Origin of the sequence: Spirulina sp. CS-785/01 (genome assembly GCF_028330525.1) — a bacterium.
Lineage (GTDB): Bacteria > Cyanobacteriota > Cyanobacteriia > Cyanobacteriales > Spirulinaceae > JAQMSD01.
The window spans coordinates 1-17,853 of the sequence record NZ_JAQMSD010000337.1 but is presented as its reverse complement, the minus strand read 5'-3'; the positions used below and the strand labels follow the sequence as shown (position 1 = coordinate 17,853).

Sequence of the window (17,853 nt, the reverse complement as noted above, 5' to 3'; positions counted from 1 at the left end):
CCCCCAAATCCCCTTTGTGTCCTTTGTGTCTTTGTGGTTCAATTCCCCAACTCTCAACTCTCAACTCTCAACTCCCCCAAATCCCCCATTGAGACCTAAATTCGTGTAAATATTGCTAACAAGGGTCTGATACCCTTAAATTAACTTCTGACCAGCTATCGTGCATATTGTGTGTGTGAGGAACATCTGTGCCAGCCCAACGACTCCCTAACTCAAACGCCTCTCGCCCTCCCAAACCGACCCCTAAAGGGAAAAAACGTCGGAAAAAACGCGGAGGTTCACCTTGGCTTTGGATTTGGCTTGGACTCACCGGAGTCGGAATGCTCTCCGCCGCCGCCGGAGCATTACTGGCCGTATCCTTATCCGCCACCCCCCTCCGCCAAGTCCTCTTAACCCCCGAAGAAGAAGCCGTCTTTTCTCAACAAGATGCGATCGCTTCCCAATCCCTCCGGTTTCCCAAACTCACCCGCCCTGTTAATATCCTCATTCTCGGCACAAAAGTCCTCACCTCCGACCTCGACACCCCCCCCCAACACGACCCCGGTTATCATGCCCTAGTGGACTCCTTCGAGGGATTATCCGACACCATGCTCTTGGTGCGCTTTGACCCCGAAATACAAAAACTCTCCGTCCTCTCCATCCCCCGTGACACCTACACCCGCATCGAAGGATACGGAGAAATGAAAATCAACGCCGCCAACTACCACGGCGGCGCACCCCTCGCCGCCCGCACCATTAGCCGCTTAGTCGGCGGAGTCCCCATCGACCGTTATGTACGGGTCAACGTCCAAGGAGTCGAAAAACTCATTGATGCCCTCGGCGGAGTCGAAGTCTATGTCCCCAAAGACATGAAATACACCGACCACAGCCAACACCTCTACATTGACCTAAAAGAAGGCCAACAGCACCTCAACGGGGACGAAGCCATGCAGTTTTTACGCTACCGTTATGACAAATATGGCGACATTGGCCGAGTCCAACGCCAACAAATCCTCATGCGGGCCATCATTGAACAAGCCCTCAGCCCCGGCACATTACTGCGCGTCCCCCAAATTTTACAAGTAATCAAAGACAACATTGACACCAACCTGAGCGTCGAAGAAATCGCCGCCCTAGCAGGATTTGCCGCCAATACCGACCGGGATGAAGTGCAAATGATGATGTTACCCGGTCGCTTTAACGGGGATGGCCAAGAGGGAATCAGTTATTGGTTGCCCAATTATAGCGAGATTGAAGAAGTCATGGCCCAACACTTTGATCAAGGGTATGGGACCACCTTGGGGACCCGGCCCAGTCAGTTACGGGTCGCCATTCAAGATAGTACCGGAAATCCAGAAGCCGTAGCCACCGTAAGACAAGCCTTACGAGAGCAAGGATACACCAATATTTTTAGGGGCGACTCTCCCCCAGAACCCCTACAAACCACCCGTATCATCGCTCAACGGGGGGATGCGTACAGTGCAGAAGACCTACAAGCTGTGTTAGGCATTGGCGAAGTCCGCGTCGAAAGCACCGGAGAAATTAGTTCCGATCTCACGATTCAATTAGGCAGCGATTGGCGAGAATTAAAGTGGTGATGGGAGTGGGAGATGGGGGATGGGAGATGGGGGATGGGAGTTGGGAGATAGAGGAGATAGAGGAGATAGAGAAGATGGAGGAGATGGGGGAGTTGGAGGAGATGGGGAGTAACAACTGTTTACTGGTTACTCTCGGTGAAACTAAAAATCGCTGAAAGTTGGCTAAAAGCCTTGCTGTAATTAGTTTCTGACCTTCTTTTTAGGCTAACTTCCTCCTTCTTCCTTCTGGCAGACTGAGCGAAGTCGAAGTCTGCCCTCTGCCATCTGCCTTCAGATGCTGGTAACAGTTTACTGTTCCCTATTCCCTGTTCCCTGTTCCCTATTTCACAAAAAACAACCAACCCCCAACCCGATATCATAGAAGAACGACGCAAACAGCATAGTAAAACAGAACGATGGTGAAAACCCCTGCTGAACAAGCCGAACAACAAGAGTCCATCCGCTTACCTAAAACCAGTGAGTCGGAAAAACTCAAACGTATTCGCCACACCGCTTCTCACGTCATGGCCATGGCCGTCCAGAAACTCTTTCCCGATGCCCAAGTGACCATCGGACCCTGGACGGAAACCGGATTTTATTACGACTTTGATAAACCCGAACCCTTCACCGAGAAGGACTTGAAAGCCATCAAAAAAGAGATGGACAAGATTATTAAAAAGAAATTGCCCGTGGTTCGGGAGGAAGTGACGCGAGAGGATGCCGAGAAGCGTATTAAAGACATCCAAGAACCCTACAAACTGGAAATTCTCAGTGATTTAATCAAAGGCGACCCCATTACCCTCTATCATCTGGGGGAAGAATGGTGGGATTTATGTGCCGGGCCGCACATTGAGAATACCGGAGACTTAAACCCCAAAGCCATTGCCCTCGAAAACGTGGCGGGTGCATACTGGCGAGGGGATGAGAACCGCCAACAGTTACAGCGTATCTACGCCACCGCTTGGGAAACCCCGGAACAGTTAAAAGAGTATAAACGCCGCAAGGAAGAAGCCTTAAAACGGGATCATCGGCGTTTAGGGCGAGAGTTGGGGTTATTTATTTTTGCGGATACGGTGGGGCCTGGGTTGCCTCTCTGGACGGCCAAAGGCACAATGGTGCGTTCTTTGTTAGAAAATTTCTTGAAAGATGAACAGGTGAAGCGGGGATATCAAGGAGTCGTGACTCCCCATATTGCTCGCGTGGACTTGTTTAAAACCTCTGGCCACTGGCAAAACTATCAAGAGGATATGTTCCCCATGATGGCAGAGGATGAGCAGGCCGCCGCCATTGAGCAGGGGTTTGTGTTAAAACCCATGAATTGTCCGTTCCATATCCAGATTTATAAAAACGAATTGCGCTCCTATCGGGAATTACCCATCCGTATGGCGGAGTTTGGGACAGTATATCGTTATGAGCAGTCGGGAGAGTTAGGGGGATTAACCCGTGTGCGCGGTTTTACGGTGGATGATGCTCACCTGTTTGTCACCCCAGAACAACTCGATGATGAGTTTTTGAATGTTGTGGATTTAATTCTCTCGGTGTTTAGAAGTCTGCAACTGAAAAACTTTAAAGCGCGATTAAGTTTCCGTGATCCCGAATCGGATAAATATATTGGCTCAGAGGAAGCATGGAGTAAGGCAGAAACGGCTATTCGTCGTGCGGTGCAACAGTTAGGAATGGAGTATTTTGAGGCCCCTGGGGAGGCGGCTTTTTATGGGCCGAAGTTAGATTTTATTTTCCATGATGCCTTGGAGCGAGAATGGCAGTTAGGGACGGTGCAGGTGGATTATAATTTGCCGGAGCGTTTTCAGTTGGAGTATGTGGCCGAAGATGGCACGCGGAAACGGCCTGTGATGATTCACCGTGCGCCGTTTGGCTCGTTGGAGCGACTGATTGGCATTTTAATTGAGGAATATGCGGGGGATTTTCCCTTGTGGTTGGCCCCGGTGCAGTTGCGCTTACTTTGTGTGAGTGATGAGTTTATGGACTACGGATATGAGGTGGTGCAGTCGCTGAAACTGGCCGGAATTCGGGCTGAGGTGGACAAAAGCGGCGATCGCTTGGGTAAAATGATCCGCAATGCGGAGAAGCAGAAAGTGCCTGTAATGGCGATTGTGGGGGCGAAGGAGCAAGAGGGAAATACGCTAAGTATTCGCACCCGTGCTGATGGGGAGTTAGGTGCTATTCCGGTGACGGAAGTAACGGAACGCATGAAAGCGGCAAACGAAAATCACGGGAATTTCTAGTAATTTGAAAGAGGCTGGGTGGAGCAACTACGAAACCCAGTCTCCTTAAATCAAAGGCTTTGAACATCCTGAAATTTAAACAGCCTAATCTTTATTTATATTTATTATTTTTTTATCTAATTTCAGAATAAATCAGCATAACCTTAAAAATGAAAATTCATAAGCTCGAATATAAGGATCATGAATATCAATGGGAGCTTGCTCCTATTGAATTTTCTCCTAATTTAAATTTATTAGTTGGTATATCAGGTGTAGGCAAAACGCAGATATTAAGAGCAATTAATCAACTCAAAAAAATTACAAATGGTTCGTCTTTGAATGGTGTTGAATGGAATATAAAATTTTCAACCAAGGATGGTTCAAATTATGATTGGTCAGGTAAATTTGAAACAAAAAAAAATAATCAACTATTTGATGATGAAGATGATGGAGAATCGAATGTAGGACTTTTATATGAGGAATTACACTGTAACACTAGGCAAATCATTCAACGAACGCAAGAAAAGATAATTTTTAATGATAACAAAACACCAAAACTTTCTCCATACCAAAGTCTTATCAAGATTTTAGAAGAGGAAGATATTATAGTTCCAGTTAAAGAAGGGTTTGACAAGATTTTTTTTACTGATGTTGAAAGTGCCGTTGACAGAGTATGGAGATTACCAGTTTCTTTAGTTAAAAAATACGAAAATTCTAACTTTAAAACACTGAAAGATAGTGATTTACCAGCCTTAATTAAGCTTTCTCTTGTCAACAAACTTTTTCCAACTAATTTTGCAACAATCAAAGAAATTTTTATTGAAATATTCCCAACTGTTGAGGATATTAGAATAGAGTCATTATCATTAAACGAGTTACCTATTGCAATTCCTGATGCTAATATAGTGACAATTAAGGAAAAGCAAGTATCGAGTTGGATCAGAAATATTTCTTCGGGAATGCTAAAAACCTTAATGTACATCAGTCAAATTTACTTGTCTCCTGATGATGGGGTTATTTTAATTGATGAATTTGAAAATAGTTTAGGGGTTAACTGTATGGATAGTGTAACGGATTTAATTACAGAGCAAAATAATTTACAATTTATACTTACCAGTCATCATCCCTATATTATTAACAATATAAGTCCTATGTATTGGAAAATCATTACCCGCGAAGGTGGTTTAGTTTCCGGTAAAGATTCTGAGTATTTTCATATTCCTAAATCTCGTCATAAAGCTTTTTTGAAATTATTGAAAATTCTTGAAAAAGAAGTAGATAAAAATGTAGAATCATAATGAATCTTTATTTTTTAGTAGAAGGCAGGAGTACGGAAACAAAACTTTATCCTCGATGGTTACAGTATTTAGTCCCAGAATTAACACAAGTTGACAACCATGATGATGTTCAAAAAAATAATTACTACTTGGTAAGTGGACAAGGATATCCTGCAATCCTTAATTACCTTTCTACTGCTGTGGAAGATATCACCGAAGTTGGAGTTTATAACTATTTAGTAATTTGCGTGGATGCAGATGAAGATAGTGTAAAAGAAAGAAAAGAAGAGATTAGAACGTTTATTGAAGAACAGAATTTCGAGTTAGGAAGCACTAAAGTTAAAATAATTATTCAAAATCGCTGTATTGAAAGTTGGTTGTTAGGGAATCGGAAAATTTTTGATTCTAGACAACCTTAATTAATTATAATAAATAGCGGGCAAGATGCCCGCACTACGGAATTTTTGCCAACGCGAAATTATTTTAAATTTTCTAAACGAATCCGAGGATCGACAAATTTTAACATTAAATCAGCCAATAAATTGCCGATAATTAACATAATTGCACCGACCATTAAACTAACCATTACCAAATATAAATCCTGGGTCATTACTGCTTGCAAAATGAGACGACCTAACCCCGGCCAATTAAAGAAATATTCTGCGATAAATGAACCACTGAGTAAACTGGCAAACTCAAACCCCAAAATGGTGATTAAGGGGTTAACTGCATTGCGTAACGCATGGACATAAATGACGCGATTTTCGGGGAGTCCTTTGGCCCTGGCGGTTTGAATATAATCTTGGCGTAATACATCTAAGAGTGATCCCCTGGTGAGACGTTGTAACCCGGCAAAACTGGTGACGCTCAAAGCTAGGGTGGGTAAAATCATGTGCCAGGCAATATCGACCATTTTTCCTAGGGGAGACATATCAATATGGTTAACACTGGTCATACTGCCGACGGGAAAGAGGGGAGAGGTTAATTGGGCGAGAAATAAGAGGAGTAAGGCAGTGACGAAACTGGGGAATCCTTGGCCGATGTAGCTGATAACGCGCAGGGTGCGGTCGATGGGTTTGTTTTGGTTGACTGCTCCGATAATGCCGAGAGGGAGCGCGATCGCCCAAGTTACAATAATCGAAGATACTGCCAATAATAGGGTATTCCCGACTCGTTCTAGGATCAAAGACCCGACATTCCGTTGATACACAAAACTTTCCCCAAAATCAAGGCGAGTCACTACCCCCCATAACCAATTCAAATATTGTTCCCAAATAGGTTTGTCGAGGCCGTATTGGACTTTGAGTTGTTCAATGGTTTCTGGAGAGATGGTGGGGTCTTGTTCGAGGGTGTCCAGATAATCTCCTGGGGCCAGATGAATGATTAAGAAACTCAACATCGAGGCCAGTAAAAGGGTGATGATCGCTTGTCCTAGACGTTTGAGAATATAGAGTGTGGTTTCATGGGTTGCGATCGCGCGGATCTGTTGCCCAAAATAATCTAAAGATCGTGCGTTCGTCGAAGTCATAGGATAATGGATAATTGATAATGAATAATTGATAATGAATAATTGGTGAACCACAAAGGCACAAAGGACACAAAGCAGTAAGTCGAATCCCAACAAAGAACAAACAACAAACAACAAACAACAAATTTCCCAATTTAATACTGTAACAAGGACAACATAGGAACATCAGGCAGTTTGTCCCGACCCTTGAGACCCACCAACTCAATAACAAAAGCAAACCCCAATAACTCACCGCCACATTGTTGCACCAACTGGGCCGCAGCTTGGGCCGTGCCGCCTGTGGCCATTAAATCATCCACAATCAACACCTTTTTTCCGGACTCGATCGCATCTTGATGAATCTCTAGGGCATCCATCCCATACTCTAACTCGTACTCCACCCGATGCACCGCCCCCGGTAACTTATTGGGTTTACGGATTGGCACAAAACCCGCATGATACTGATAGGCAAGGAGAGGCGCGAACATAAAACCGCGAGACTCCATCCCCACCACATAATCTGGGGCAAATCCTTGGTCTTGGCATTTATGATAAAGAAGATCAGCCGTGTGGCGTAAACCATCGGGATCGCGTAACAGCGTAGTAATATCCCGGAAAATAATACCAGGTTTGGGAAAATCAGGAATATTGCGAATTAAGGCTTGAATGTCCATAGTAGAGGGTAATAACGTCTGATGTGCATCTAAGTAGCTGTGACAGTTGCGAGGGTGTGTAATCCTGACCCAAACAACAACTTAAAAGATAGTACACTAAGAATCTGATCCCAATCGGAAACCCCGGAACTTTGGCAACTGTCCTCTTGAAGGTGTGGCTCTCCCCTAGGTGAATCAGCAAATGCTTGCTAAAGTGAGGCCAATTGCCTAATAATTCTCACGAATGTCCGTGACCATCCTGCCTCCTTCTGGCCTAAAGTCGATTTAATCTATGTCGGTTAGTAACAATCTTGACATGAGTCAATCTGCAAGCGATCAAAGCGATCGCACCTCACCCGTTAAAACCCAATCCCCTTTAATCCTCGACTCCCTCCCGGATATCCCAGGAGTAGAGGACTGTTCTCTGCGTGTCCAACAAAAAATCGACTTAATCCTCTTAGCCATTGAAGCTCTAGAGTTAGGAGGATCAGAGTATATGTTAGCCACCGCCAAAGAATTAGAGCTACAAAGCATTGTCGATAATCGAGTCGCCCTCTGGCGGATGCGTTGTTCTAACCCTTGGCGACGGTCTCATGTGCGAACTCGCTTAACCCTTAAACAAGGAAAAGCCCTCACCCTCATTGCCAGTTATCGGGCCCGACAACTGACTGTGTTAATTCGCCAACTCCTCGTAGCCCAACAGCAAATCCAAGAGAAAGGACTCCCCCTCGAACAACATTTTCGCCTTTCAGACTATTTAGAACGGTTTAGAGCGCATTTTCGCAGTCGGATGAACCCCCGACGGGCTAAAGTTGCTGTCTATCTGGCCGACGAAAATCAATTAAATGATTTAGCCCTGTCCCTCCTCAGTCAGTTACTATTTTGTACGGGGACATACGGGTTAAAACGGTTATGGGTCAGTTTGTTTGATGGAGAGGTCGCATGACAATTAAGCGTCAGTATAGTTTGCCAAATTGCCGCCTAGTGTTAGAAGGATTAAATGAAAATGCCGTGGAAAGTGAACAGGGTTCACAACGGCCCCTCATGTCGATTTTAATTCAGGCTGAATGCTATTTTGCCGGAGAAGAACAGCGACTGGCTGGCGGTCGGGAGTTTTTAGAAAACTTGGTCAAAGCCGTCAGTGCCTACGCCCAAGAATTTTTAAGTGGGGTCTATCATCCCATTGACCCCAACGAGAAAGGGGATGTGATTCAATTTCTCCAAGGGGAAACCCCTAATATTCATCATTTGGTCTGGCAACAAAAAGCCATTGGGGAAGGCATTGAAACCGTCGAGAAAACCGTTCGCCTTGATTTGAATACCGTGCAGATGTTCGATCTGGTGGAAGCGGTGGATCAGTTTTTTGCCGATCATCGCACGCTCCCCGAACTGACCTTAAATCTAACTCCCGTGAGTCGTCGCCACCGCACCGCCGAGGTTCCCACCTCAGAACGGGTTACGCCCCTGTTAGCCGGGGTGGGGAGTCTGGCGATCGCAGCCGCCCTGCTCTTTTTCGTCCCCATTCCCGAAGTCCAAGAACCCGAACCCTTCCGTCAAGAAACCAGCAGCGAAACCGAAGGGGAAACCGACGCAGACCGCGAAACCGAAACTGAACCTACCCCCACCCCTCCCTCCCCCGAAGAACTCGAAGAATTATTGGCCAACGCCCCGGCAATTAGCGATCCCACCGAAGTCCGTTACCTACAACGGTATATTTTCCGAGACCTGAATCAAAATTGGGACAATCGGGAAGACCTCACCCAAGACCTCACCTATCGCGTGTCCGCCACCCTAGACGGGTCAATTGTGGGCTATGAACCCGTCGAAGGTACACCGGAAAACGCCAGTGAAGACACCCCCTTACCCGACCTCACCTTTGCCCCCACCAACTCCGAAATTGCCCAACCTGAACCGATTACCCAATATAAAGTTGTCTTCACCGACAATGGCATTTTACAAATTAACCCTTGGGCAGGCTATCAGGGAACAGCCGATTTTGGCCCAGAAATTGAAGACCCCGACACCCTCCAAGACTTAATCCCCGAAGTCGCCGACACCCTGCGAGAAGACTGGGAGGGAGAAGCTGCCGAACAGGGAGAATTAATTTTCCGAGTCGGGGTGACAGAAGATGGCGAAATTGCCGATTATGAAGCCCAAAATCAAGCGGCCTTTGGACGAGTCGAGGACACCCCCTTACCGGAGTTAGTCAACCCCTCTGCGGCAGGAATGGGCAAAGAGGAGGGAACAGTTGTCCCCCAAGAACCTTTAGGCCAATTCCGCGTCGTTTTCCAAGAAAATGGGGCCGTGGAAGTGAGTCCGTTTTAGGGGGTTGTCTGTTGTTGGTTCTTTGTTCTGGGGTCTTTGTGATTTAATGCTGAAATCTTCTTTAATTAGCATCACCGTTGCCTTATTTTTCCTCAATCTAGGGGGAACAGTTCTCGCAGAAGTGATTACTAATACAGGATTTGGGGAAGTGGACAATAGTGAGACGACCAGTACCTCTAACCCCGTTCAATTTTCCACAGATGAAGCCCTCCCCACCTCCGCTCCGGAAACAGCCCCTGGACCGAATAACCCCTTAGAATTAATTAAAAGTGCCGATCGCGCAGCCGCAGAACCTGGAGAAACCGTCATTTATCGGTTAACGTTACGCAATATTAACACAACAAACGCCACTGATATTACTGTAACCGATCAACTCCCATTAGGACTCAATTTTCTCCCCAATTCGGTACAAGTGGCCATCGAAGAAAATGGCACAATAACCGAACAAGAATTAACCAATATTACCACAGATCAGCGTACTTTAACCTTGACATTTCCAGAATTAGAAGTTGGCCAAACTTTAAATATTGTTTATGCTGCGGTCATCACTCCCGATGCTATGCGAGGAGGAGGACGCAATATAGCCCAAGAAACTCGTAGTAATTTGGCGAGCTTTTTGATTAATATTCAAGAAGGAATATTGTCTGATTGTGGTACAATTATAGGCAGGGTGTTTGTTGATAAAAACTTTGATGGAGAACAACAAAGGGGAGAACCGGGGATTCCCAATGCTGTGATTTTTTTGCAGGACGGGAATCGGGTAACAACCGATGAAAATGGCTTATTTTCCCTGGCTAATATTCTGGCGGGCTATTACAATGGAACATTAGATTTAACCAGTCTTCCCGGTTATCAACTCGCACAAAATCAGTATTTTATTGAACGCAACAGTCAATCGCGTTTTGTCCGTCTCGAACCCGGTGGTTTAGTCCGCATGAATTTTGCTGTTACGCCGTTATCTTCCCCAGAGCATCTGGAATAGAAAGCTCCCTATTTGTTCTCTATAAATGAACAAAACTTGAGTAGAACGTCGCCCATGAAAAGGCAATTATTAATCACCGGGTTACTCTGGGGAATGAGTCTAGGAATTGGTCTTCCTGTTGTAGCAGAAACTCCAGTCTATCCTTTAACGTCTTCTCGTGAACCCCTATCTCCGACAGAAGTTCGCATTTTATCGCCAGTTACGGGGAGTAGCGGCGATCGCAAGACCCATCTCATTCTCCATTATCATCGAGACAGTGAACTTTCGATCCAGTTAAACGGCAACCCCCTCCCCCAAGATACTCGCACCACCCTAGAAGAAGATACGCGCTATCCGCTTAATATTCAAATTTGGTATAACCTCCCCTTACAAGAGGGAGAAAACACCATCTCCGTTGCGGCCAACGGTGGAAACCCCAGAGTCGTCACCGTAAAGGTCGAAGATAACCCAACTCCTCGCGTGCAACTGTATCCGATGGGTGATCCCTTCATCCCTGCCGATGGACGTTCTACGGTCGTCTTAGAAGGGAGAGTGAAAGACCAACAGGGCAACCCGATCTTAACCGATACGCTGGTTACGCTCACCAGTACCGCCGGAGAATTTGTGGGAGAGGATGCAAACCGAGACCAACCGGGTTGGCAAATTCTCGCCCAAAACGGTGTATTTCGCACCTCCCTCCGTTCCAGTTTAAACGCTCAACCTGTGAAAATTAGGGCTGCGATCGCAACCACCCCCAACAGCGAAGCCTTCACCCAAATCCAATTTACCACCCACCTCCGTCCCTCCCTCGTCTCCGGCATCCTCGACCTGAGAATCGGTCAAGCTGGGTTAGACTTTTGGGGAAGACGAGAAAACTACCTCTCCCTCAACAACAGCGACTCTGATATCACCCTCAACGGGGCCATCTTTGCCACTGGAACAATCGGAGAATGGTTACTGACTGGGGCTTATAATAGCGATCGCGCCCTCAACGAAAACTGCACCGGAAACCCCCTCTTTCGCGCCGCCCAATTCTGCAATGACAGTTATGCCGTCTATGGAGACAGTTCCACCACCCATGTCGTCACCCCCTCCATCGACAGCGTATATCTCCGTTTAGAACGCACCTCCCCCGTCATGGGAGCAGAACCCGACTTCCTCCTGTGGGGAGACTACCCCAACCCCGAATTTGCCCGCACCTCCCAACAACTCTCCGCCCAAAACCGCCCCCTACACGGCTTTAAAGGCAACTTCAACCTTGGCAACCTGCAACTTTCCGCCCTCTACAGTCCCAACGTGGACGGGTTTCAACGGGACACCCTACTCCCCGACGGCACAAGCGGATACTACTTCCTCTCCCGTCGTGATCTTGTCGAAGGCAGCGAAACCCTGATCATCGAACACCAACCCGTCAACCGTCCCGGTACAATCGTCAAACAAGAACCCCTCACCCGTGGCCAAGACTACGAAATCGACTACGATCGCGGTACAATCCTCTTTAGACAACCCCAACGCAGCTTCTCCATCGACCTCTACGGCGAAAACCTCGTTCGTAAAATCATCGCCACCTACCAATACCAAGGCGACAACACCGGAGACACCCATATTTACGCCACCAGAGCGCAGTATAACTTCTCCCACGACCTAGAAACCCCCAGTTGGGCCGCCCTCTCCTACTGGCAAGAAGACCAAGGGGCCCTAGACTACGAACTCTACAGCGCAGACTTCCTCCTCTCCCTCGGAGAAAACACCCGCATTGATGGCGAATACGCCTACAGTTCCCAAGGCAACCAAACCGATGCCGCCTACCGTCTCAACGCCACCAGTCAACTCTCCCCCAGCATACAAGCCAACGCCTACTATCAATCCGTCGAAGAAAACTTCCTCAACAACGCCGCCACCTCCTACACCCCCGGCCAAACCCGCCTAGGCGCGTCTCTCACCGCCCAACTCAGCGAAACAACCCGCACCTCATTCAGCTACGACTACGAGGCAAATTTTGGCACAGAGAGCCAAATCCGGACAACCCTATTCGACCCCTTCAACCCCCTCACCGACCTACTCAGTCCTAAAAGCGAGAGTCCCTCCGGCAACCGAGTGGATAACGAACTCAGCGAATTTCAGGCCGAAGTACAACAAGACATCGGCGATGTTGAAGCCAGTATTGCCTACGTGAACCGTTCTCGGCAAGATCGGGTTAATAATCTTTTCGAGGGAGATGCCTCCCAACTGGTGACAGGAGTAAAAGTCCCCCTCAGCGAAACCCTGACGTTTCGGGCCCAAAATGAATTAAACCTCGATGAGAGTGACCCCATCTATCCCAACCGCACCACCTTGGGCGTAGAATGGACTGTACAACCCGGCGTAAAATTGCGATTAGCCCACCAGTTTTTAGACGGAGGACTATTAGAAAGCAACACCCTCACCAGCTTAGAAACGGTGACAGAACGGCAACTGGGGGAAAATACCACCTTGAGCAGTCGTTACAGTATTGTAGGCGGTTATAACCAGACGAGGGGACAAAGTGCCATAGGGTTAAACCACCGTCTCACCCTCGCCCCTAATTTAAACGCTCATCTGGGTTATGAACAAATTACCAATAGTTTCTTAACCCCCACTGCAAGCGGAGTCCGCTTTACTCAACCCTACACCCCCGGACAAAGTAGCGAGTCCTTGGGCATTGTTGCAGGAGAATCTTACAGCATCGGGGTAGAATATACCCCGGATGGGGACTTTCAGGCTTCTGCCAGGATAGAACACCGAGAGAGAACGACTGGGGAAAATACCGTCATTCGAGTAGGGGCTGCGGGTAAGTTTTCCCCTTCTCTCACGGGATTAATCCGCTATCATCAAGCCAGTGGGGCGAATTTACTGTTAGAAGACCTGAATAATACGGCTAATTTAAAATTAGGGTTAGCCTATCGTAACCCAGAGAATGACCAATTTAACGGCTTATTGAGTTACGAATACCGTTATAATCCCTCGACAATTCCAGAAACCCTATTATTTAATAGTGGCAATAGCTTCCAAGACCATGTTTTCGCCGTAGAAGGCATCTATGCCCCCAGTTGGCAATGGGAATTTTATGGCAAATATGCCTTTCGTTATAATCAGACGGAATTAGCAGAAACTTTTAGTGAAGACAGTTTAATTCATTTGGGCCAACTGCGGGCAACTTATCGCTTTGCCTATCGTTGGGATGTGGCCGCAGAAAGCCGATGGATTGGTCAAGGGGATGTTAATTTTAATGAGTGGGGTTGGGTGGTGGATTTAGGCTATTATTTAACTCCGGATTTACGCTTAGGGTTAGGATATGCGTTTGGCAGTGTGGATGATGCAGATTTTACGGGATATCGGTCGAGTGAGGGGTTATTTTTGGGAGTAACTTTTAAAATTAATGAATTGTTTGGCAATTTTGGCCAACAAACTCCCGTGGAGTCTGTTGACAGCAGTTCTGATTAATTAAATATATAGCGTTTTTAAATGCACAACAGCTTATTAACAGCAGAAAAACTATGAATTATTGATGATTAATTAACGCGAACCCGAAACCGTATATATCCCACATTAGAGGGAGACTGATTGAGTAATGTGCCAAAATTAATAATTACTGCACCATTGGGGTTATTGGGATTATCACAGGGAGAAGAAACGGGAGTGAGAGGGGGAACAAAAAACGCGCGATCGCTATCTTGAACATTCGTCTGCGGTTCATCAGGTAAACCCGATACTTTTGGACTCAATAAAATTCCCTGTCCATTGCCAAAACTATCTTCTAAAAAGGTAATCCCCTCCGGTAATGGGTCGCAAATTTGTACATTATCCGCAGTATCCGTCCCATCGGACAGTGCATAAATCGTATATTCCACCACATCCCCACTCTGCACCTCAGTGGGTGCATTAACTACCCCCACTGGACTCCCTTGGGGTAAACTCGACCACCCGGTTGCATTATCATCATTATCATCGGGATCATCGACAAATTGATCAAACTCAACATCACTCAAAGATTCCCCATTTCGTTGAATATCTGTAATGCGTTTGACTAACCGTAAATTGGGGTCTCCCACCGAAGAAATAGATAAAGTCAACACCCCTGGCCAATACCCTTCACTTTGACTGGTGGTACTATAGGTAACATCTAACTGACTTCTATTATTCCCTACCGCACCCGTTGCATCTAAAATATCTAAATCCAATCCTAATTGATTCTGAAAGTTAGGATTTCGACCCGTAACAATCGAGTTATCTGTGATAATTGTACCATTAAAAACATCATCTGTACCCCCAATCGGATCGCCTACCGGTTGCCCTTCTACACTAAAATCTTCACCTGGTCTTCCCCCATCTCCTTCGTAAACGACTGAACCGAGTTTAACTTCAGGAATTCCGGAGGCAGGAGTTAGAAAGCCTGTTAATTGAATATTTACCTGATTAACATTATTGGCAGTAATAACGGCAAATCCGTCATAGACTTGTAAACTACGAGGTAAAGTTGTGGAAAGAATATTAGGATCACGATAAATAATAATCATATTCCATCCAGCATACATATTATCAATTCCCGCTCCTTGTCTGGCTTGAATATTTCCTACCCCATAAGTACCATTGACTTCTGCACCTGTATAAATACCATCACCATTGGAGTCAGGAAGAAATCCTGTAATTTCTACAAATCCCTGATAAGGTTGGCCTAAATCTAAACTCAGAAAATCAGGACCTAAATCGAGTTGACATCGTTCAGAAGCAGGAAGTATCCCAATTGACGGACAATTTACTGCCGATAATTCGGTATAATTACTACCTGGAACTCGAACAGAAACCTTGTCAACATTGGCTACTTGAGTAGGATTACTGGTATCTAAATAGGCCCCCCAATATAATCCCGCAAATAGGACTTCGGCATTGTTGGGTAAATTCAAATCACTAGTGCTGGAATTTGTCCCTAGTCCATCCACATCCACAAAATCCATGATTAATGAACCGTTATTAAGATTGTTGTTATTTTGTGCGGTACATCCTCCAGAACAAGTCATTAAAGTATTGCCCGCAAAAATAATATCTCCCCTCGTCACTACCTGAAAACGAGAGGTAAATGGACGGATCACTTGAGCAGAAACCAGAGGAGAGAAGCCCATCGTGGAAGTGATGAGACCCAATAAGACTAAAGTGAGTTGGCAGGAGGGAGCAAGGAAAAGAGGTTTCATGGTAGTAATGGATAGTCTGTGAGTAGAGTACCGAATTCCTGATTCAGGATACAATCCTCTTTAATGGGTAAGAGGGGTGGTTGCATTCCTGACAAAAGAGGTTGGGAAACCCACCCTTTCCCGGACTTGACAAAACCATTATATTGTGCATTGAAACTAAACATGAATTGCCTAAACCCAGAAATAATGGGGCTTTCGAGAGTTTCAGGGCTTCTTAACCTCAGAAATTAGCACTCTGTCCAAGAGAGTGCTAAATTTGCTATTGGAGACATCACGACAGTTAAACGGACATGGCAAAAATCGTTTCCTTCAACGAAGAATCGAGACGATCTCTGGAACGAGGCGTTAATGCGCTAGCCGATGCAGTGCGTATTACCCTTGGGCCTAAAGGTCGCAACGTATTACTCGAAAAACAATTTGGCGCACCCCAGATTGTCAACGACGGCATCACCGTCGCCAAAGAAATTGACGTAGAAGACCCCCTAGAAAATACTGGGGCGAAACTCATTCAAGAAGTCGCTTCTAAGACGAAAGACTTGGCCGGAGACGGTACAACCACCGCCACTGTAGTTGCCCAAGCCTTAATTCGGGAAGGGTTAAAGAATGTGGCCGCAGGGGCTAATCCGGTGGCCTTACGTCGTGGAATTGAGAAAACCACCAATTACTTAATTAAAGAAATTGAAAGCATTGCGAAACCTGTTGAAGGGGATGCGATCGCGCAAGTCGCCACCATTTCTTCCGGGAATGACGAAGAAGTGGGTAGAATGGTCGCCCAAGCCATGGATAAAGTGACCAAAGACGGGGTAATCACCGTTGAGGAATCGAAATCTATGGTCACGGAAATGGAAGTCGTAGAAGGGATGCAAATCGATCGCGGTTTCCTCTCCCCCTACTTCATGACCGACCAGGAACGGCAATTGGTGGAATTTGAAAACGCCAAACTGCTGATCACCGATAAAAAAATTAACGCGATCGCAGACCTCGTTCCCGTCCTCGAAAAAGTCGCCCGGGCCGGCAATCCCCTCTTAATCGTCGCCGAAGACATCGAAGGGGAAGCCCTCGCCACCCTAGTGGTGAACAAAGCAAGAGGCGTTCTCAACGTCGCAGCCATTAAGGCCCCTGGATTCGGCGATCGTCGTAAACAAATGTTACAAGACATCGCCATCCTCACTGGTGGACGCTTAATTTCCGAAGAAGTGGGTCTCAACCTCGAAACGGTGGAATTAGAAATGTTGGGGACTGCCCGCAAAGTCACCATCGACAAAGACAACACCACCATGGTGGCCACCGGAGACCACAAATCCGATGTGGATAAGCGCATCGTTCAAATCCGCAAACAACTCGAAGCCACCGACTCCGAGTACGACCAAGAAAAACTCCAAGAACGGATCGCCAAACTCGCTGGCGGTGTGGCAGTCATCAAAGTTGGGGCAGCCACCGAAACCGAACTGAAAGACCGGAAACTCCGCATCGAAGATGCACTCAACGCCACCAAAGCGGCGGTTGATGAAGGCATTGTCCCCGGAGGCGGTACAACCCTCATTCACTTAGCGGGTAAAATCGCCGAATTTAAATCCCAACTCAGCAACCCCGAAGAACAAGTTGCGGCTGACTTAGTGGCCAAAGCCTTTGAAGAACCCCTCCGTCAATTAGCGGATAATGCCGGAGTAGAAGGATTTGTAGTTGTTGAGAAAGTCCGCGACACCGACTTTAACGTTGGTTACAACGCCCTTAAAGACACCTACGAAGACATGATTGCTGCGGGGATCATTGACCCGGCCAAAGTGGTTCGTTCTGCCATTCAAAACGCCGCATCTATTGCCGGAATGGTTCTCACCACCGAAGCCTTAGTGGTCGAAAAACCCGAACCTGAAGCTGCAATGCCTGATCCCGGTATGGCCGGCATGGGCGGCATGGGCGGCATGGGCGGCATGGGTGGTATGGGCGGCATGGGCGGCATGGGTATGATGTAGCCCTCTGTCCCCGTTCATCACCTGTTAGAGTCAGCACCTCTTCCTTGAAGGAAGAGGCTTCGTGCCTTCCTTCAAGTAGCTGACCAGTCTCTGTCCTTCATGGACTCCGTTTCCTAAGCCATCAAACCCTAAAATGCGTAGCTAGTTTTAGGCTCTTTGTCTGGTCATT

Annotated in this window: 13 protein-coding genes; 10 read left to right on the top strand and 3 right to left on the bottom strand. The window is 46.7% G+C overall.

Features of this window, described 5'->3' with window-relative positions; all coding sequences use genetic code 11:
• The first annotated feature begins 188 nt into the window (after positions 1-188).
• The 5 genes from PN462_RS22230 (at position 189) to PN462_RS22210 (ending at position 5,477) form a co-directional block, all read left to right on the top strand.
• A complete protein-coding gene (locus PN462_RS22230) occupies positions 189-1,577 on the top strand; it encodes an LCP family protein (protein ID WP_272131043.1) in 1,389 nt (462 codons plus the stop codon).
• Positions 1,556-1,732: a hypothetical protein gene (locus PN462_RS22225; RefSeq protein ID WP_272131042.1), complete on the top strand. Its 177-nt coding sequence runs from the start codon at positions 1,556-1,558 to the stop codon at positions 1,730-1,732. Before PN462_RS22230 ends, PN462_RS22225 begins: the two co-directional genes overlap by 22 nt.
• A gap of 240 nt (positions 1,733-1,972) precedes the next feature.
• On the top strand, positions 1,973-3,802 hold the full coding sequence (gene thrS, locus PN462_RS22220; RefSeq protein WP_272131041.1) for a threonine--tRNA ligase: 1,830 nt from the start codon (positions 1,973-1,975) through the stop codon (positions 3,800-3,802).
• 149 nt (positions 3,803-3,951) lie between these two features.
• Complete coding sequence (locus PN462_RS22215) at positions 3,952-5,079, top strand: AAA family ATPase (RefSeq protein ID WP_272131040.1); 1,128 nt, start codon at positions 3,952-3,954, stop codon at positions 5,077-5,079.
• The gene (locus PN462_RS22210; protein ID WP_272131039.1) at positions 5,079-5,477 is read left to right on the top strand and encodes a hypothetical protein; all 399 of its coding nucleotides are present in this window, start codon (positions 5,079-5,081) and stop codon (positions 5,475-5,477) included. Before PN462_RS22215 ends, PN462_RS22210 begins: the two co-directional genes overlap by 1 nt.
• A 59-nt stretch (positions 5,478-5,536) precedes the next feature.
• Here PN462_RS22210 and PN462_RS22205 read toward each other — a convergent pair whose 3' ends face one another.
• Together PN462_RS22205 and PN462_RS22200 are read right to left on the bottom strand one after the other, a co-directional pair.
• Complete coding sequence (locus PN462_RS22205) at positions 5,537-6,586, bottom strand: ABC transporter permease (RefSeq protein WP_272131038.1); 1,050 nt, start codon at positions 6,584-6,586, stop codon at positions 5,537-5,539.
• 134 nt (positions 6,587-6,720) lie between these two features.
• Complete coding sequence (locus PN462_RS22200; RefSeq protein WP_272131037.1) at positions 6,721-7,239, bottom strand: adenine phosphoribosyltransferase; 519 nt, start codon at positions 7,237-7,239, stop codon at positions 6,721-6,723.
• A 295-nt stretch (positions 7,240-7,534) separates the two neighbouring features.
• Here PN462_RS22200 and PN462_RS22195 point away from each other — a divergent pair, with 295 nt between their 5' ends.
• From PN462_RS22195 to PN462_RS22180, 4 genes are read left to right on the top strand one after another with little or no spacing between them, the layout of a single operon-like run.
• Entirely contained in the window at positions 7,535-8,164 is a 630-nt protein-coding gene (locus PN462_RS22195; protein WP_272131036.1) for a DUF3038 domain-containing protein, read from the top strand.
• The gene (locus tag PN462_RS22190) at positions 8,161-9,543 is read left to right on the top strand and encodes a DUF4335 domain-containing protein (protein ID WP_272131035.1); all 1,383 of its coding nucleotides are present in this window, start codon (positions 8,161-8,163) and stop codon (positions 9,541-9,543) included. The genes PN462_RS22195 and PN462_RS22190 overlap by 4 nt, the downstream gene beginning before the upstream one ends.
• Positions 9,544-9,589: 46 nt before the next feature.
• Entirely contained in the window at positions 9,590-10,525 is a 936-nt protein-coding gene (locus PN462_RS22185) for an isopeptide-forming domain-containing fimbrial protein (RefSeq protein WP_272131034.1), read from the top strand.
• A 54-nt stretch (positions 10,526-10,579) separates the two neighbouring features.
• Positions 10,580-13,966: an Ig-like domain-containing protein gene (locus tag PN462_RS22180; protein WP_272131033.1), complete on the top strand. Its 3,387-nt coding sequence runs from the start codon at positions 10,580-10,582 to the stop codon at positions 13,964-13,966.
• A gap of 68 nt (positions 13,967-14,034) precedes the next feature.
• Here PN462_RS22180 and PN462_RS22175 read toward each other — a convergent pair whose 3' ends face one another.
• On the bottom strand, positions 14,035-15,711 hold the full coding sequence (locus PN462_RS22175) for a DUF11 domain-containing protein (protein WP_272131032.1): 1,677 nt from the start codon (positions 15,709-15,711) through the stop codon (positions 14,035-14,037).
• Positions 15,712-16,001: 290 nt separating this feature from the next.
• Between PN462_RS22175 and groL the strand changes: the two genes are divergently transcribed.
• The gene (gene groL, locus PN462_RS22170) at positions 16,002-17,684 is read left to right on the top strand and encodes a chaperonin GroEL (RefSeq protein WP_272131031.1); all 1,683 of its coding nucleotides are present in this window, start codon (positions 16,002-16,004) and stop codon (positions 17,682-17,684) included.
• Positions 17,685-17,853 lie beyond the last annotated feature (169 nt).

Excerpts from the sequence above, each read along its gene's own strand:
- PN462_RS22205 (WP_272131038.1), bottom strand. The coding sequence starts at position 6,586 with ATGACTTCGACGAACGCACGATCTTTAGATTATTTTGGGCAACAGATC.
- PN462_RS22185 (WP_272131034.1), top strand. The coding sequence starts at position 9,590 with ATGCTGAAATCTTCTTTAATTAGCATCACCGTTGCCTTATTTTTCCTC.
- PN462_RS22200 (WP_272131037.1), bottom strand. The coding sequence starts at position 7,239 with ATGGACATTCAAGCCTTAATTCGCAATATTCCTGATTTTCCCAAACCT.
- PN462_RS22190 (WP_272131035.1), top strand. The coding sequence starts at position 8,161 with ATGACAATTAAGCGTCAGTATAGTTTGCCAAATTGCCGCCTAGTGTTA.
- PN462_RS22210 (WP_272131039.1), top strand. The coding sequence starts at position 5,079 with ATGAATCTTTATTTTTTAGTAGAAGGCAGGAGTACGGAAACAAAACTT.
- PN462_RS22195 (WP_272131036.1), top strand. The coding sequence starts at position 7,535 with ATGAGTCAATCTGCAAGCGATCAAAGCGATCGCACCTCACCCGTTAAA.
- PN462_RS22175 (WP_272131032.1), bottom strand. The coding sequence starts at position 15,711 with ATGAAACCTCTTTTCCTTGCTCCCTCCTGCCAACTCACTTTAGTCTTA.
- thrS (WP_272131041.1), top strand. The coding sequence starts at position 1,973 with ATGGTGAAAACCCCTGCTGAACAAGCCGAACAACAAGAGTCCATCCGC.
- PN462_RS22180 (WP_272131033.1), top strand. The coding sequence starts at position 10,580 with ATGAAAAGGCAATTATTAATCACCGGGTTACTCTGGGGAATGAGTCTA.
- PN462_RS22215 (WP_272131040.1), top strand. The coding sequence starts at position 3,952 with ATGAAAATTCATAAGCTCGAATATAAGGATCATGAATATCAATGGGAG.
- groL (WP_272131031.1), top strand. The coding sequence starts at position 16,002 with ATGGCAAAAATCGTTTCCTTCAACGAAGAATCGAGACGATCTCTGGAA.